11 protein-coding genes are annotated in these 14,776 nt (G+C 67.6%); 2 read left to right on the top strand and 9 right to left on the bottom strand.

Going from position 1 to position 14,776, the window contains the following annotated elements; genetic code table 11:
- Genes QN358_RS08670 through QN358_RS08680 form a run of 3 tightly spaced genes read right to left on the bottom strand, consistent with a single transcriptional unit; the run spans nucleotide 1 to nucleotide 3,725 of the window.
- The gene (locus QN358_RS08670) at nucleotides 1-663 is read right to left on the bottom strand and encodes a DUF1990 family protein (protein ID WP_136643507.1); all 663 of its coding nucleotides are present in this window, start codon (nucleotides 661-663) and stop codon (nucleotides 1-3) included.
- A gap of 3 nt (nucleotides 664-666) precedes the next feature.
- Nucleotides 667-2,517 (bottom strand): translation elongation factor 4, encoded by a 1,851-nt coding sequence (gene lepA / locus QN358_RS08675; protein ID WP_136643508.1) that lies wholly within the window; start codon nucleotides 2,515-2,517, stop codon nucleotides 667-669.
- A gap of 38 nt (nucleotides 2,518-2,555) precedes the next feature.
- Nucleotides 2,556-3,725 carry a pyridoxal phosphate-dependent aminotransferase gene (locus QN358_RS08680; RefSeq protein WP_323512114.1) on the bottom strand — a complete coding sequence of 390 codons (1,170 nt, stop codon included), beginning with the start codon at nucleotides 3,723-3,725 and terminating at the stop codon, nucleotides 2,556-2,558.
- Nucleotides 3,726-3,942: 217 nt separating this feature from the next.
- Here QN358_RS08680 and rpsT point away from each other — a divergent pair, with 217 nt between their 5' ends.
- Entirely contained in the window at nucleotides 3,943-4,209 is a 267-nt protein-coding gene (gene rpsT, locus QN358_RS08685) for a 30S ribosomal protein S20 (RefSeq protein WP_136643510.1), read from the top strand.
- Between the two features lie 206 nt (nucleotides 4,210-4,415).
- Here the strand turns inward: rpsT and holA are convergent, their stop codons facing one another.
- From holA to QN358_RS08715, 6 genes are all read right to left on the bottom strand, one after another.
- On the bottom strand, nucleotides 4,416-5,468 hold the full coding sequence (holA, locus tag QN358_RS08690; protein ID WP_416351975.1) for a DNA polymerase III subunit delta: 1,053 nt from the start codon (nucleotides 5,466-5,468) through the stop codon (nucleotides 4,416-4,418).
- A gap of 16 nt (nucleotides 5,469-5,484) precedes the next feature.
- Nucleotides 5,485-6,576 (bottom strand): ComEC/Rec2 family competence protein, encoded by a 1,092-nt coding sequence (locus QN358_RS08695; protein WP_323512115.1) that lies wholly within the window; start codon nucleotides 6,574-6,576, stop codon nucleotides 5,485-5,487.
- 108 nt (nucleotides 6,577-6,684) lie between these two features.
- Nucleotides 6,685-8,151 (bottom strand): ComEC/Rec2 family competence protein, encoded by a 1,467-nt coding sequence (locus tag QN358_RS08700; protein WP_323512116.1) that lies wholly within the window; start codon nucleotides 8,149-8,151, stop codon nucleotides 6,685-6,687.
- Nucleotides 8,148-9,101 (bottom strand): helix-hairpin-helix domain-containing protein, encoded by a 954-nt coding sequence (locus QN358_RS08705; protein ID WP_323512117.1) that lies wholly within the window; start codon nucleotides 9,099-9,101, stop codon nucleotides 8,148-8,150. The genes QN358_RS08700 and QN358_RS08705 overlap by 4 nt, the downstream gene beginning before the upstream one ends.
- A 219-nt stretch (nucleotides 9,102-9,320) precedes the next feature.
- Nucleotides 9,321-11,900, bottom strand: a complete 2,580-nt coding sequence (gene leuS / locus QN358_RS08710; protein WP_416351976.1) for a leucine--tRNA ligase — start codon at nucleotides 11,898-11,900, stop codon at nucleotides 9,321-9,323.
- Nucleotides 11,901-12,052: 152 nt separating this feature from the next.
- Nucleotides 12,053-13,534, bottom strand: a complete 1,482-nt coding sequence (locus QN358_RS08715; RefSeq protein ID WP_323512118.1) for an anthranilate synthase component I family protein — start codon at nucleotides 13,532-13,534, stop codon at nucleotides 12,053-12,055.
- 18 nt (nucleotides 13,535-13,552) lie between these two features.
- On the opposite strand from QN358_RS08715, the gene QN358_RS08720 reads away from it, so the two are divergent.
- Entirely contained in the window at nucleotides 13,553-14,767 is a 1,215-nt protein-coding gene (locus QN358_RS08720) for an aminotransferase class IV (protein WP_323512119.1), read from the top strand.
- Nucleotides 14,768-14,776: the final 9 nt, after the last annotated feature.

Raw genomic sequence — 14,776 nt, forward strand, 5'->3', positions numbered from 1 at the left:
TCAGGCCCGGGCGGGCAGCAGGGCGCGCAGGTACTGCTTCGTGGCCTTGCGCTGCTGCCAGCGTACGAGCGGCGTGCCGAGACGGTAGAGCCAGGTCGACGGCTTCGAGAAGCTCCGGATGACCACCCACACCGAGCCGTCATCGTGGCGTTCGACCATGAAGCTCTCTTCGCCCGTCTGCGGGTGCCCCGGCAGCGTTCCGTAGGCGAACCCCACCCTGTTCGTGTCGGCTGTCACCGACACCACCCGCACGGGAGCGACAAACCGCACGCCGAAGACCGACACGACGAGTTCGGCCGAGACGCCGGGTGCGACGTGCGGCGTACCGTCTTCGGTGTAGACGTGCCCCTCGTCGACCTCGCGCGGGGCGATCGGCAGGCCGGCGGCGTCGTAGACGAGGCCGACGTAGTCGGTGTCGCTCGACGTCGGCAGTTCAATGTTCTGCACGGTGATGCCGCTGCCCCGCTGGATGCCCCACGTGAGCACGGCTTCGGCCGCCGACTCGAACCGCTCGTCGCCCGAACCCAGCCGCATGCGGGCCTGGAACGGCTTGAAGCCCTTCGGCGGGTAGTACATGAGGTCATCGGCCTGGCTCGCACCGATGGCCGCGTACGTGAGCGACTGATCGATGTGGGTCGAGCGTGTGCGAATCTGCTCGCTCATCACTTACTTCTTCTCTTTGCCTTCGGTGTCGCCGCTCAGGGCAGCGATGAACGCCTCTTGGGGAACCTCGACGCGGCCCACCATCTTCATGCGCTTCTTGCCCTCTTTCTGCTTCTCCAGCAGTTTGCGCTTGCGGGTGATGTCACCGCCATAGCATTTGGCGAGAACGTCTTTGCGAATAGCGCTGATCGACTCACGCGCAATGATGCGGGCGCCGATGGCGGCCTGGATGGGCACGTCGAACTGCTGGCGCGGAATGAGTTTCTTCAGCCGCTCGGTCATCAGCACGCCGTACGCGTACGCCTTGTCGCGGTGCACGATGGCACTGAACGCGTCGACCGCCTCGCCCTGCAGCAGAATGTCGACCTTCACGAGGTCGGCCTCCTGTTCGCCGATGGGCTCGTAGTCGAGGCTCGCGTACCCCTGCGTGCGGCTCTTGAGGTGGTCGAAGAAGTCGAACACGATCTCGCCGAGGGGCATGTGGTAGTGCAGTTCGACCCGATCGGTACCCACGTACTCCATGCCGTCGAGCGAGCCGCGGCGGCCCTGGCAGAGCTCCATGATGGTGCCCACGTAGTCTTTGGGCGCGAGGATCGACGCCTTCACCATGGGCTCACTGACGCTCTTGATCTTGCCACCGGGAAACTCGCTGGGGTTCGTGACGGTGACCGTCTTCTTGTCGTCGGTGGTCACCTCGTAGATCACGCTCGGAGCCGTGGCGATGAGGTCGAGGTTGAACTCCCGTTCGAGCCGTTCGGTGATGATCTCGAGGTGCAGCAGGCCGAGAAAACCGCAGCGAAAACCGAAGCCCAGGGCGACGGAGGTCTCTGGCTCGTAGACGAGTGCGGCATCCGACAGCTTGAGCTTGTCGAGCGCCTCACGCAGGTTCGGGTAGTCAGAACCGTCGATGGGGTAGAGCCCCGAGAACACCATGGGCTTGGGTTCGGAGTAGCCCTTCAGCGCGACAGTTGCGGGCCGGACGAAGGTGGTGACGGTGTCGCCCACCTTGCTGAGGCGCACGTCTTTCACGCCTGTGATGAGATAGCCCACCTCGCCGACCGCAAGGCCCTTGCTGGGCGTCGGTTCGGGGCTCGAGACGCCGATTTCGAGCACCTCGTGGGTCGACTTGGTGCTCATCATCATGATCTTCTCGCGCGGCGTCAGCTTGCCGTCGATCATGCGCACGTAGGTCACCACGCCGCGGTAGGCGTCGTAGACCGAGTCGAAGATCATGGCCCGGGGCGGGGCGTCGATGTCGCCCTGCGGAGCGGGAATGGTGGCGACCACGAGGTCGAGCAGGGCTTCGACGCCCATGCCCGTCTTGCCGCTGACCCGCAGCACGTCTTCGGCGCGGCCGCCGATGAGCCCGGCGATCTCCTCGGCGTACTTGTCGGGGTCGGCCGCGGGCAGGTCGATCTTGTTGAGCACCGGAATGATCTTGAGATCGTTGTCGAGGGCCAGGTAGAGATTGGCGAGGGTCTGGGCCTCGATGCCCTGTGCGGCATCCACCAGCAGAATGGCGCCCTCGCAGGCGGCCAGCGAACGACTCACCTCGTAGGTGAAGTCGACGTGGCCGGGGGTGTCGATCATGTTGAGTGCGTAGGTCTGGCCTTCGAGGGCCCACGGCATGCGAACGGCCTGGCTCTTGATGGTGATGCCGCGTTCGCGCTCGATGTCCATGCGGTCGAGGTACTGGGCGCGCATGTCGCGGTCACTGACGACGCCGGTGATCTGCAGCATGCGGTCGGCCAGCGTCGATTTACCGTGGTCGATATGGGCGATGATGCAGAAGTTCCGGATGAACGCGGGGTCGGTCGACGCCGGCTGGAGTTCCTGTACTGCTCTGGGGCTCACGCGTTCCTCTTATGTTTCTGACAATGACTGACGTAAGTTTACGAGACTGGCGGGGCCGGCGTGACGGCCGGTGGCCGGGGCAGGCGCCGGATGCCCGTCTCGATGTCGGCCGGGTCGGCCGCCACGCACAGGCGGATCCAGCCCTCGCCCTGCCGCCCGAAGGCACTGCCCGGCGCCACGGCGACGCGCTGCTCGAGGAGAAAACGCTCAGCCCACTCGGCCACGTCGCCGTCGGTGGCGTACGACACATCCACCCACAGGTAGAAGGCACCCGACGGTTCGAGAAACGCGATACCGAGCTCGGTGAGCAGCTTCGTGGCCACCTCGAGGTTCTCTCGGTAGTGCGTCGCGGCGGCAGCCACGTGATCCTGCGGGCCAGTGATGGCGGCAACCGCAGCGAGCTGTGCGGGAGTGTTGATGCAGCTGACGATCGCTTCCTGTGCTGTGCGGAGCAGCGCGGCCATACCGGGCGGAGTCACGAGATAGCCCACCCGCGCGCCCGTCAGGGCATACGTCTTCGACAGAGAGAAGACCGAGAACACGCGGTTGTCGGTGTCGAGCGAGGCGACGCTAGTGTGCAGTGCGCCGTAGGTGAACCGCTCGTAGACCTCGTCGCTCAGAATCCAGAGGTCATGGCGCTGGGCGAAGGCGAGCAGCGTCTCGATGACGGGCTTCGGGAAGATGGCTCCCAGTGGGTTCGACGGGGAGTTGATGATGATCATGCGGGTTCGGCTGGTGACGAGGCGCTCGAGTTCGTCGAGGTCGGGCAGAAAGTCGTGCGCGAGGCGCAGCGTGTAGGGAACAGGCACGGCCGAGATCATCCGGGCATTCATGGCGAACGTCGAGTAACCCGGGTCGGGCAGTAGAACCTCGTCGCCGGGGCTGAGGGTGAGGGTCATCGCCAAGAAGAGGGCATGCATGCCGCCGTTCGTGACCCAGACCTGTTCGGTGTCGACGGCGATGCCGTTCTGCGTGGCGAGCTTCGCCACGATCGCCGCGCGAAGCTCCGGAATGCCGCCGTTGGGTGTGTAGTTCGTCTCGTCGGCGTGCCAGGCTCGCTCGGCGGCCTCGAGGATGTGCGAGGCCACGGGCACGTCAGGCTCGCCGACAGCGAGAAACACCACGTCGTCGAGCGACTGCGCGAGCTCGAAGATGCGGCGGATGCCCGAAGGCGGAACGGAATCCATGTGGGCGGCGAGGCTGGGCATAGGGTTAAGGGTATTACCGCTATCGGAGTCGAGCGATCGGTCGGGTGTTTCGCGCGAGATTGTCGTTCGCGGCGACAACTGGTATTGTTTGCTGTTGGCTTCCGTAGCCGCGCCCGAGACACGTCATGTCTGCGCGGGCTGCGATCATCAATTTTCGAACAACACCGTTTCTGAACTCTAAAAGGTTCTGAACGAACTAGATACAGAGGGTATTTCAGTGGCAAACATTAAGTCTCAGATCAAGCGCATCGGCACCAACAAGAAGGCGCAAGAGCGCAACAAGGCTGTCAAGAGCGAGCTGAAGACGGCCATCCGCGCCGTCAAGTCGAGCGTTGCCGCCGGCGACCTCGAGAAGGCTGCCAGCGCGCTGCTCATCGCGGGCAAGAAGCTCGACAAGGCTGCCAGCAAGGGCGTCATCCACAAGAACCAGGCTGCGAACCGCAAGTCGTCGATCTCGAAGTCGGTTGCTGCACTCACCAAGTAGTCGGTGAGCGGGCGGTGCGGCCTTCGGGCCTGTCCGTCGGTGCATTGATGCAGAAAAGGCCCCGCCTCGGCGGGGCCTTTTCTCGTGTCTGAACTCTGTATCGTTCGGGACTCTGTAGCGTTCGGGCGCACTGTAGCGTTCGGGCGCACTGCCGCGCGGGTGCCCCGTCGCTCGGGCGCACGGCTACTCAAGCGGGAGGCCCGGCGTCAGAGTTCGCCGCGGGCCGAGATCGTGGCGATCATGCGCTCGAGCGAGTAGACCGGGTCTCGGCCGCCGCCCTTGATGTTCTCGTCGGTCTCGGCGAGCATCTGGATGCTGCGGCCGAGCCCCTCGCCCGTCCAGCCCTGCAGGTCACGCCTCGCGCGGTCGATCTGCCACGGCGCGAGGCCGAGCTGGCCCGCGAGTTGCCCTGACCCACCACGGGTACCGAGCACCTTGGCCATCGTGCGGAGTTTCATGGCGAACGCCGCCACCATCGGAACGGGGTCGGCCCCCGTGGCGAGCGCGTGCCGCAGCAGCGCGAGCGACTCACCGTACCGCCCGGCTATCGCGCTGTCGGCCACCGCGAACGCATTCGTCTCGACCCGGCCGGCGTAGTACCGCTCGACCGTCGCCTCGGTGATCTCGTCGCTCGTGTCGGCGACCAGCTGGTTGCACGCGCTCGACAGCTCGGCCAGGTCGTCGGAGAAGGCCGAGACGAGCGCGCGAACGGCGCCCGGGCTCACCCGTCGCCCGGCGGCGCGAAACTCGGCCACTGCGAAGTCGTAGCGCTCGGTGTCTTTCTTCAGCTCGGTGCAGACCACCTCGATCACATCGCCGGTCGCCGCCCGCACTGCGTCGAGCAGGCGTTTGCCTCGAACTCCCCCGCCGTGGCGGAGCACGACGTAAGTGTCGTCAGCGGGGTAGGCGAGGTAGTCGATGGCTTCGAGAATGAAATTATCGGTGCACTTCTCGACTGAGGTGACCCTGATCATGCGCGGCTCGCCGAAGAGCGACGGGCTTGCCATGGTGAGCAGTTCGCCGGGCGCATAGCTCGCGGCGTCGATGTCGGTGACTTCGAGGCTCGGGTCTTCGAGCTTCAAGAGGTCGCGCAGTTGCCGGATGGCCCGGTCGGCCAGAAACGACTCGGTTCCTGACACGAGAACCACCGCTGCCGGGCGAATCTGCTCCCACGTGAGTTGCGGAATCACGGGCGCCGGAGACTTGCCCGACGTCTTGCCTGCCGCGCTCTTGACGGCCCCCGAACGAGACCCTCGCACTGCTGCCACGTTCACCTCACTTCTTCTTCTCAACCCTAGCCTGACCGTCTGACCACACCACGATGCCGTCGGGCGACGGCGCCAGAACGATCATGCCGAGCAGGTCGGTGCGATACGCCTCTGTGTGCGCTCGCGCGAGAATCGACAGCAGCCTGTCGGTCGGATGCCCGTACCGATTGTTCATGCCCACCGAGATCAGCCCCACCTTTGCCGTGATGGCCTGGTAGAAGTCTTCGCTCTGGTCGGCTGATCCATGGTGCGCAACTTTTACAACATCTTCTCCTTCGAGCTGGTTTGCTGACATCACCATGCGCTGCGCGTCTTCGCCCAGGTCGCCGAGAAACAGCGACCTGATCGAGCCCGTGAACTGCACTGTCACGCTCGCGTCGTTGCCCCGCAGCGCGGTGCCCTGCTGGGGCCACAGAACGTTCCACGCCAGGCCGCCCAGAACACCGGTGTCGCCCTGGCGAGCTTGCCGAACATCCGCGCCCGCCGCCGTGAGCCTGCCTGCCATTGCGGCGTCACGGCTGTCTTCGGGTGGGCCCATGAGCACGATTCCCACGTGCCCGAGCACAGCATCGAGGCCGCCCACATGGTCGAGGTCGTAATGCGTGAGCACGAGCAGATCGATCGACTGGATGCCCAGCCGATGCAGGCACACGGTGAGCAGCGCCGGGTCGGGGCCCACGTCGATCAGCGCGTGCGTGTCTTGGTCGTGTACGACGACGGCATCACCCTGGCCGATGTCGCAGGCGGCGATCTGCCAGTTCGCCGGCCAGGCCGCGCCGCCGGTGACGGTGGTGCCGACAGCGGTGCCAACGTACAGTGCGACCGCAGTGGCCAGCAGGGCAGCGGCTGCCAGCCGAACACCACGGCGCGTGATGGGCACCCGCCGTCGCGGCGGTCGCGGTAGTGGTCGTGGTCGTCGAAACGGGGAGCCGTTTCGCATCGCTCCCGCGTTCGCCGGCAAGAATGTCGCGGTCGCGCGAGGGTTCGGCGCCGCGCGAAGGTTCGCGGCCGTCGGTGTAGACGCGCTCGCCCCGAGGCGAATGCCCGACAGTGGTGGCCCGAGGAACAGCGCCACGAGGGCAGCGGCGGTGACGAGCACGACGAGTGCGGCGCCCTGCCAGCCGCCCAGCCACGGGATGCTCGCGCCCGGGAGGTTCGCGAAGAAGGTGGCGACACCAGCGATCCACGAGGCGGGTACCCAGGTGAGTCATGCACCGGCGACACCGACTGCCGGCACGAGGCCGGAGAGCGCGGCACCGAAGACACACGACACGAGCCCGACGACGGTTGCCACGGGGGCTGCGGGCTCAGCAAGAAGGTTGGCTACGACGCTGTACGTGGAGATCGTCGGTGAGAGCAGCACCAGCACGGGCTGGCAGGCGATCTGCGCGGCTGTGGGCACCGCGATGACGAGGGCGAGTGTGCTCGGCAGCCAGCACGCGAGCAGTGCCTGCAGGGGGCGGGTGAGCACCAGCAGTCCGCCCGTGGCGAGAACCGACAGGGCGAGACCGTAGTTGCGGGAGAACCATGGGTCTACCGACAGCAGAACGATGGTGGCGAGCCCGAGTGCGGGCAGGCCCTTCGGCTGGCGCCCGGAGGCCAGTGTGATGAGCACGATGAGCGCCATCACTGCTGCACGCAGCACGCTCGACGATGGGGTGACGAGTACCACGAAGGCGCCCATCACGGCGAGCGAGAGGCCAGTGCGCCATCGGCGTGACAGGCCGACGGCTCCGCCGAGAAGCATGATGGCCTCGACCACGATGGCGCAGTTGGCACCCGAGACGGCGGTGAGGTGGCTCAGGCCACTGCTGATCATGGCGGAGTTCAGCTCGTCGCTGACCAGGGTGACGTCTCCGATGGCGAGGCCCGGTACGAGTTGAGCCCCGTCGCCGGGCAGTGCGCGGGCGCTGTCGCGAAACGTCGCTCGCAGGTGATTGGCCCAGTCGAGCATCCACGGGGCCGACGACACCAGCGTCGGAGTGCCGTCGGCGAAGAACAAGTCGACCACGCTCTCGCTGGGATCGGTGGGATGCAGGGTTCCTGTGATGCGCAACCGCGTGCCGATGTCGAGCAGCGAATCGGCTGCGCTGCCGGGTGCTGAGCCGCCGACTGCCGGGGCGCTGAGGAAGACGAGCACCGGCATGCGCAGGCCTGAGAGGGTGGGGTGGGAAGGGCCGGCGCTGACCTCGTCGACCGTTGCCGTGAAGCGTTTGGAGGACTGCGGGCCGGCGAAGCCCTGCGCCTCTGACTCGACCGCCGCGGTGCCGACGGTGAGGGTGACGGTCACCGTGTGGCCGGCGAGTGAGGCGACATCGTCGGGGCTGCGCGCTGAGACCTGGGCTCCTACACAAGCGCACGCCAGCGCGGCTGCCGCGCACACGGCGGCGCCCATTCCGGCCGCCCGCAACAGTCTTCGTCGCGCGCGAAACCGGGAGTGCATGCCGAATCCGCCGAACACGACGAACGCCAGCAGGGTGAGCGCGAACCCGAACAGCGTGACCGCGATCAGCGGCGCCCACGCACCGAGCCAGTGCGGTGACAACCCCACCAGCACACCGGCCGTGAGCCAGCAACTCGCCGCGGGCAGGATCAGCCGAAGGTCGATCGGCGAACGGGGCGGCGGGGCATGTGCTTCACCGACCGCCACGCCGGGAAGCACTCTCGCGGTCATACCGTCACCAACGGTTTCAGTGTGTCGAACGTCTTGTCGCCGATTCCAGAGACGTTCTTGAGGTCTTCGATCTGGGTGAACTGGCCGTTGGCGGTTCGCCAGGCGAGGATGCGCTCGGCGAGCGCCGGCCCGACATGCGGCAGCGTCTCAAGGGCGACTTCGTCAGCCGTGTTGAGGTTGACGGGAGCGCTCGGCACCGCGACACCCCCGCCTGAAGCACCACCACTCCCGCCGCTGCCGCTGCCGCTGCCGCTGCCGCTGCCGCTGCCGGACGAGGATGCGCCACCTCCGGAACCCGCCACGCCCGCGCCACCGCCACCCGCGGGGGCGCCCTGCTCCGGCACCACGATCTGCTCGCCATCGTTGATCACGCGCGCGAGGTTCAGGGTCGTCTGGTTCGCCGCACTGCTGAACCCGCCGGCCGCCGCGACGGCGTCGATCAGACGGTCACCCCGATGGAGCTCGTACAGCCCCGCATGGGCCACCGCGCCGACCACGTGCACGAGGATGATCGCGCCCCCCGGAGTGTTCGGAGCGCCCGCAGTGCTCGGAGCGCCCGCAGTACTCGAAGCACTCGAAGCACCCGCAGTAGTCGAGGTACCCGGAGTGCCCCCAGTGCCCGGAATCACCAACGGAGTCGGCGAAGGGCTGGTGCTCGCGGCCGAGGAACTACCGGCGGCACGCGCGGAATTGGATACCCCGCCACCCGCGGTCGGCAACGCCACCGTCTCGGTTCGGCCGTGGGGCGCGAAGATCGAGAAGAGCACCGAACACACGAGTGCCAGCAGCACCAGGACGACAGCCGCGGCGATGCCCACCCGCACCCGCGTACGAGGCTGCGGCGGCGGATCGCCATGCGCAGGCGGCCCCGCGTGAACGGTCGCTGTCGTCGACGGCGGGGAAAGCGCGGCCGAGGGCTGAGCTGGGTGGTCGAGTGGGGTGTGGGGCACGTTTCGACGCTACGTTCGGCGTGCACCGGGCCCGAGACGCAGCGAGCAGACGGTGGAGAACACGCACGAACAGCGTGGTGTGCAGGAGTGGAACCGCCGGCGGGCAAGGACGGCACTCCGAGCTGGCAGGGACGAGCATCCACTCTCCCTGCCAGCTACGCGCGGACCTGCCGCGATCGCGCAGAGCTCAGCTCAGAAGCGACCCGCCCAGCCGAATCACTAGTCGCGCGCCTTCGTGGCGATGTTCACGATCTTCGGAGCACGCACGATGACGTTCACGACTTCGCGGTCGCCGAGGAACCGCACGACGGCCTCGGAGGCCCGAGCGAGTGCTTCGAGGTCGCCCGACGAGATCTTGGGCGACACCTCGAGCCGCGCGCGAACCTTGCCATCGACCTGCACGACGGCTGTGACCGACTCCTCGGTGAGGAGCGCGGGGTCGGCACCGCGCCAGTTGTAGGCCGAGATCGTCGCCGGGTAACCGAGGCGCTGCCACATGTCTTCTGCTGTATAGGGCGCGAAGAGCGAGAGGCCGAGCGCGATGGTCTCGACGGCCTCGCGAACGGCGGGGTCGCCACCGCCGGGGCCGCTGTCGATGGCTTTGCGGGCGGCGTTGACGAGCTCCATGATGCGAGCCACGACCACGTTGAACTTGAACGCCTCGACGAGCCCCGGGGCCTCGGCGAGGAACCGGTGCGTCACGCGGCGCAGCGACACGTCGCCCTCCCGCCAGTTGACCTCGGGCGCGCTGGTGACGTCGCCGGAGAGGCGCCAGGCCCGCGCCAGGAACTTCGCCGAGGCGGCCGGTGACACGTCGGCCCAGTCGATGTCGTCTTCGGGCGGCCCGGCGAACGCCATGGTGAGGCGAATGGCGTCGACGCCGTGCTCGTCGAGCTGGTCGGAGAGGCGAACGAGGTTGCCCTTCGATTTCGACATGGCCGAGCCATCCATCAGCACCATGCCCTGGTTCAGCAGAGCGCTGAAGGGCTCGGTGAACGACACGTAGCCGAGGTCGAACAGCACCTTCGTGATGAACCGGGCGTACAGCAGGTGCAGGATCGCGTGAGTGACACCGCCCACGTACTGGTCGACGGGAGCCCACTTGTCGACGTCGCGCGGGTCGAACGCCTGCGTGTCGTCGTTGGGGGCGAGGAAGCGCAGGAAGTACCACGAGCTGTCGACGAAGGTGTCCATCGTGTCAGCGTCACGGAGGGCGGGCGAGCCGTCGCGCGGGTCGGGCACGTTCACCCAGTCTTCGGCCGCACCGAGGGGCGAGGTGCCCTTCGGCTGCAGGTTCAACCCTTCGGTGGGCGGCAGCAGCACGGGCAGCTGGTCTTCAGGAACCGGGATCTCGACGCCGTCGGCGCCGTGGATGATCGGGATCGGTGTTCCCCAGTACCGCTGGCGTGAGATCAGCCAGTCTCTCAGGCGGTAGTTCTTGGCAGCACGGCCCGTTCCAGCGGCCTCGAGCTGCTCGATGACGCGCGTGATGGCCTTGCCCTTGCTCAACCCGTCGAGCGGGCCCGAGTTGATGAGCCGACCATCGCCGGTGAGCGCCTTACCGGTGGATGCCGGGTCAAGCGGAGGCAGGTCATCCGGAATCTCACCGTCGACGAACACCGGAATGGCGCCCGTGACCGGCTGGTTCGTGTCGAGCACCACGCGCACGGGCAGGCCGAACGCGCGGGCGAAGTCGAGGTCGCGCTGGTCGTGCGCGGGCACGGCCATGACCGCGCCGGTGCCGTAGTCGGCGAGCACGTAGTCGGCCGCCCAGACGGGCAGGCGTTCGCCGCTGACCGGGTTGACGGCGTAGCGCTCGAGAAAGACACCGGTCTTCGGGCGGTCGGTGGCCTGGCGCTCGAGCTCGGTGCTCTTCTGCACCTCGGTAAGGTATTCGGTGAAGGCGGCGCGGGCCTCGTCTGACACCGACGGGTCGGCGACGAGCTCTGCGGCCAGCTCGGATTCGGGCGCGATGACCATGAACGTGGCGCCGTAGAGCGTGTCGGGGCGGGTGGTGAAGACCGTGACGGGCTTGTCGCGGCCCTCGATGACGAAGTCGACGTCGGCGCCGATGGAGCGGCCGATCCAGTTGCGCTGCATGCTGATGACCTTCGCGGGCCACGAGCCTTCGAGCTGCTTGAGGTCGTCGAGCAGGCGGTCGGCGTAGTCGGTGATCTTGAAGTACCACTGCGTGAGCTTCTTCTTCACCACGATGGCGCCGCTGCGCTCAGATGTGCCGTCGGGTAGAACCTGCTCGTTGGCGAGCACGGTCTGGTCTACCGGATCCCAGTTGACCCAGCTCGACTTGCGGTAGGCCAGGCCCTTCTCGTAGAGCTTCAGGAACAACCACTGGTTCCACTTGTAGTACTCGGGGTCGCTGGTGTGCAGCTCTCGGCTCCAGTCGAACGAGCCGGCGTAGCGGCGAAAACTCGCCTTCTGCTGGTCGATGTTCGCATACGTCCACTCGCGCGGGTCGATCTGGCGCTTGATGGCGGCGTTCTCGGCGGGCAGGCCGAACGAGTCCCAGCCGATGGGGTGCAGAACGTTGAAGCCCTGGTGGCGCCAGTAACGCGAGATGACGTCGCCGAGCGCGTACGCCTCGGCGTGGCCCATGTGCAGGTCGCCCGAGGGGTACGGGAACATGTCGAGAACGTATTTGCGCGGGCGTTTGTCGCCCTCGATGTCGGTGCGGAAGGGCTGCATCTCATCCCACACGGGCAGCCACTTGTTCTGAATCGCCTCGAAGTTGTACCGGCTGGCGTCGTCTTCGGCGCCGCGCACGTCGGGCTCGCGTTCGATTGTCACGTAGATCTCAATTCGTAGGAATGTGTGCCGGGCCGTCTTCGCCGGAATGTGCCCTCGTCAGACCCACTCAGGTCTCGCCCGGCCGCTCGGATGCCCACGGCGACACACCCCAGGGGCAGTGCCATGAACTCCAACACCCAAGAGTACTAAACGATGCCCGCCACACCCAGCGCACGCAGCAAGGGTGCAGCTTTCACCTCGATCTCGTCGAACTCCTCCTCGGGTACCGACAGCGCCGTGATACCGCCCCCGGTTCCGATGCTGGCGCCCTCCGGCGAGAGCACGATGCTCCGGATGCTCATCGCCAGGTCGACCGCGCCGTCGAACCCGAAGGAGCCGAACGCCCCGGCGTAGATGCCACGCGGGCCCGCTTCGAGCCCCGCGAGCAGGTTCATCGCGCTGATCTTCGGGGCGCCCGTCATCGATCCGGCCGGAAACGCGGCCTCGACGGCATCGACCGCACTCAGCCCGGGCGCCAGCTGCGCTTCGACCGTACTGACGAGCTGGTGCACGCTGCGGTAGCTCTCGACGTCGAACAGCCGCGGCACGCTGACGCTGCCCGTCACAGCGACGCGGCCGAGGTCGTTGCGCATGAGGTCGACGATCATCACGTTCTCTGCGCGCTCCTTCACACTGGCCAGCAGCTCGTCGCGCAGGGCGTCGTCGTCGGGGGCGGGCAGCCCGGCTCCGTTCGCATCGACGCCGCGCGGGCGGGTGCCTTTGATCGGTTTCGTCGTGATCGCGCCGGCAGGCGTGATGCGCAGAAACTGTTCGGGCGACGAGCTCAGCAGCGACACGTCGTCGAAACGCAGAAAACCGCCGTGATGGGTCGCATTGACAGCCCTCAGCGCCCTATACGTTGCAAACGGCTCCGGATGCACGGCTACCGTGATTTCGTTCGTCAGGCACAGCTGGTAGGCCGACCCGGCGGAGATCAACGCCTGGCAGCTCCTCACGAGCTCGATGTACTCGGCACGCTGGTGCCGCCAGAGCACGGTTGACGCGGCCACGGCATCTGGCGCGGGGGCGCTGGCGGGCACAGCAGCCACAGCGGGCTCCCCCGCCGCCCCACCCTCGGCGAGCGCCGCCACCCGCTGCGCCGTAACGTCGGCCCACTCCTCGGTATCGCCTGCCTTCACACCGTCGCCACCCCCCGCGACGAACATCAGCGTCACGGTGTGCAACTCATGGTCGAAGGCGATCGCGCGGTCGATGCGCATGAAACGGGCATCCGGAAACCGCGACATGCTGCGCTTCGTGCCGAGCGCCACCGCTCCGACTTCGTAGCCGAGCCAGCCCACCCAGCCCAGCCGGAACGCGCCCGGCGCGGCCTCGCCGCCCTCGAGCGTCGGGGCGCCGACCTCGTCGCGGAGAAACTCGAAGACGCTCGCTGCCGGTATGTCACGTACGGCCTCAGCCGTCGCCGGGGCGCCCATGTAGCTCATTGTTCCCGCCGGGCCAACGTCTGGACGAGGCCCATCTGCGGCACTGCTGCTGTCACTACTGCTGTTGCTGCTGCTGCTGCTGTCGAGCCAGAACGCCACCGGCTCGCTCGCGTACAGCGCGGCGAAGACAGTTTGCGGGTCGACCCAGCGCTCGAGCGTACGGCAGACGATTCGGCGGAGCACTGTAATAGCGTAGAGCGCATGCCCCTTCCGGTTGAGCCCGACCCCCAGCGCCGCTTCGTGTACCGGGGCGGCGCGTTCGTCGCGGCCGAGGCTCCGGATGCGCGCCGCCCGCGCTTGCTCGCCGCCGATTCGTGGCTCGTCGACGACGGCCGCGTGCGCGCGATCGACCTTCACCGAACCCGCTTCATCGCCGCCGCGCTCGACAGCGGATTCAGCAACGAGCCCCTGCTCGCTGCGTTCTGGCAGACCGCGCTGGAGGCAATCCCGCCCATCCACCGTTGGTTTCCACGCGTCGAGCTGTACGCCGTTGCTTCCTCGGTCTCGTCAGAGACACCGCTCGCCGGTGCCGGTGCAGGGGCCGGTGCCGGTGCCATCGACGTTGGGATCGACGTTCCCCTCGACGTTGTGATCGACGTTCCCCTCGACGCACGCCTCCGGCCCGGCGAGCGCTTCGAGCTCTCGCTGCTGATGCGGATCGCGCCGGAACCCCGGGCGACAGCAGTGCTGGCCACTCACGGCGGCGCCGACCCGCGGAGCATCCCGAACCGTAAAGGCCCCGACCTCGACACCCTCACCGCCCTGCGTGCAGCCGCCCGCGCCGACGGCACCGACGATCTCGTCATCCTGTCGCCACGCCGGAAGCCCGGCTCGTCTCTGCCCGCCCCCGAGCCGCTCGCCGCCCGCGGCCTCCCCGCAGCCGCATCAGCAGCCGTACCCGTACCCGCACCCGCACCCGCACCCGCCGGATTGGCATCGTGGAGTCAAAATCCGCCCCAAAACCCGGCGGCAAGGGCGCCTTTCGACTCCACGATGACCTGCCGCGGCGCGCCGGAAGACGGCGAGGGCGATGAGGGTGACGAGCTGGGCAATGCGGGTGGTGAGCTGGGCGATGGCGCGATCGTCGAGGGCACCACGACGGCGCTGCTGTGGTGGCGGGGCGAGACGCTGCACGCGCCCGCGCCTGAGCTCGTGCGGGTCGACAGCGTGACCGCACGGTCGCTCGCGGTGCTGGCGCGGGCGCTCGGCGTGCAGGTCGTCGAAGAACACGCCACCCCGGCCGATCTTGCCGGCGCAGAGCTCTGGGCCGTGAACGCGCTCTACGGCATCCGCCTCGTCACCGAATGGCGGGGCGGGCCCACCCTCGACGCCTCCCCCGCGGCCCGCGCCCGCGCTGCCCTCTGGCACCGGCGCCTCACATCCTTGGCGCGCCCGCTCTCTGTCCCCGCCCCCTGAACCGTCTCC

The sequence above is a fragment of the Subtercola sp. RTI3 genome (assembly GCF_035018625.1).
Classification (GTDB): Bacteria; Actinomycetota; Actinomycetes; order Actinomycetales; family Microbacteriaceae; genus Subtercola; species Subtercola vilae.

Excerpts from the sequence above, each read along its gene's own strand:
- QN358_RS08720 (WP_323512119.1), top strand. The coding sequence starts at position 13,553 with ATGCCCCTTCCGGTTGAGCCCGACCCCCAGCGCCGCTTCGTGTACCGG.
- QN358_RS08670 (WP_136643507.1), bottom strand. The coding sequence starts at position 663 with ATGAGCGAGCAGATTCGCACACGCTCGACCCACATCGATCAGTCGCTC.
- QN358_RS08700 (WP_323512116.1), bottom strand. The coding sequence starts at position 8,151 with ATGACCGCGAGAGTGCTTCCCGGCGTGGCGGTCGGTGAAGCACATGCC.
- QN358_RS08680 (WP_323512114.1), bottom strand. The coding sequence starts at position 3,725 with ATGCCCAGCCTCGCCGCCCACATGGATTCCGTTCCGCCTTCGGGCATC.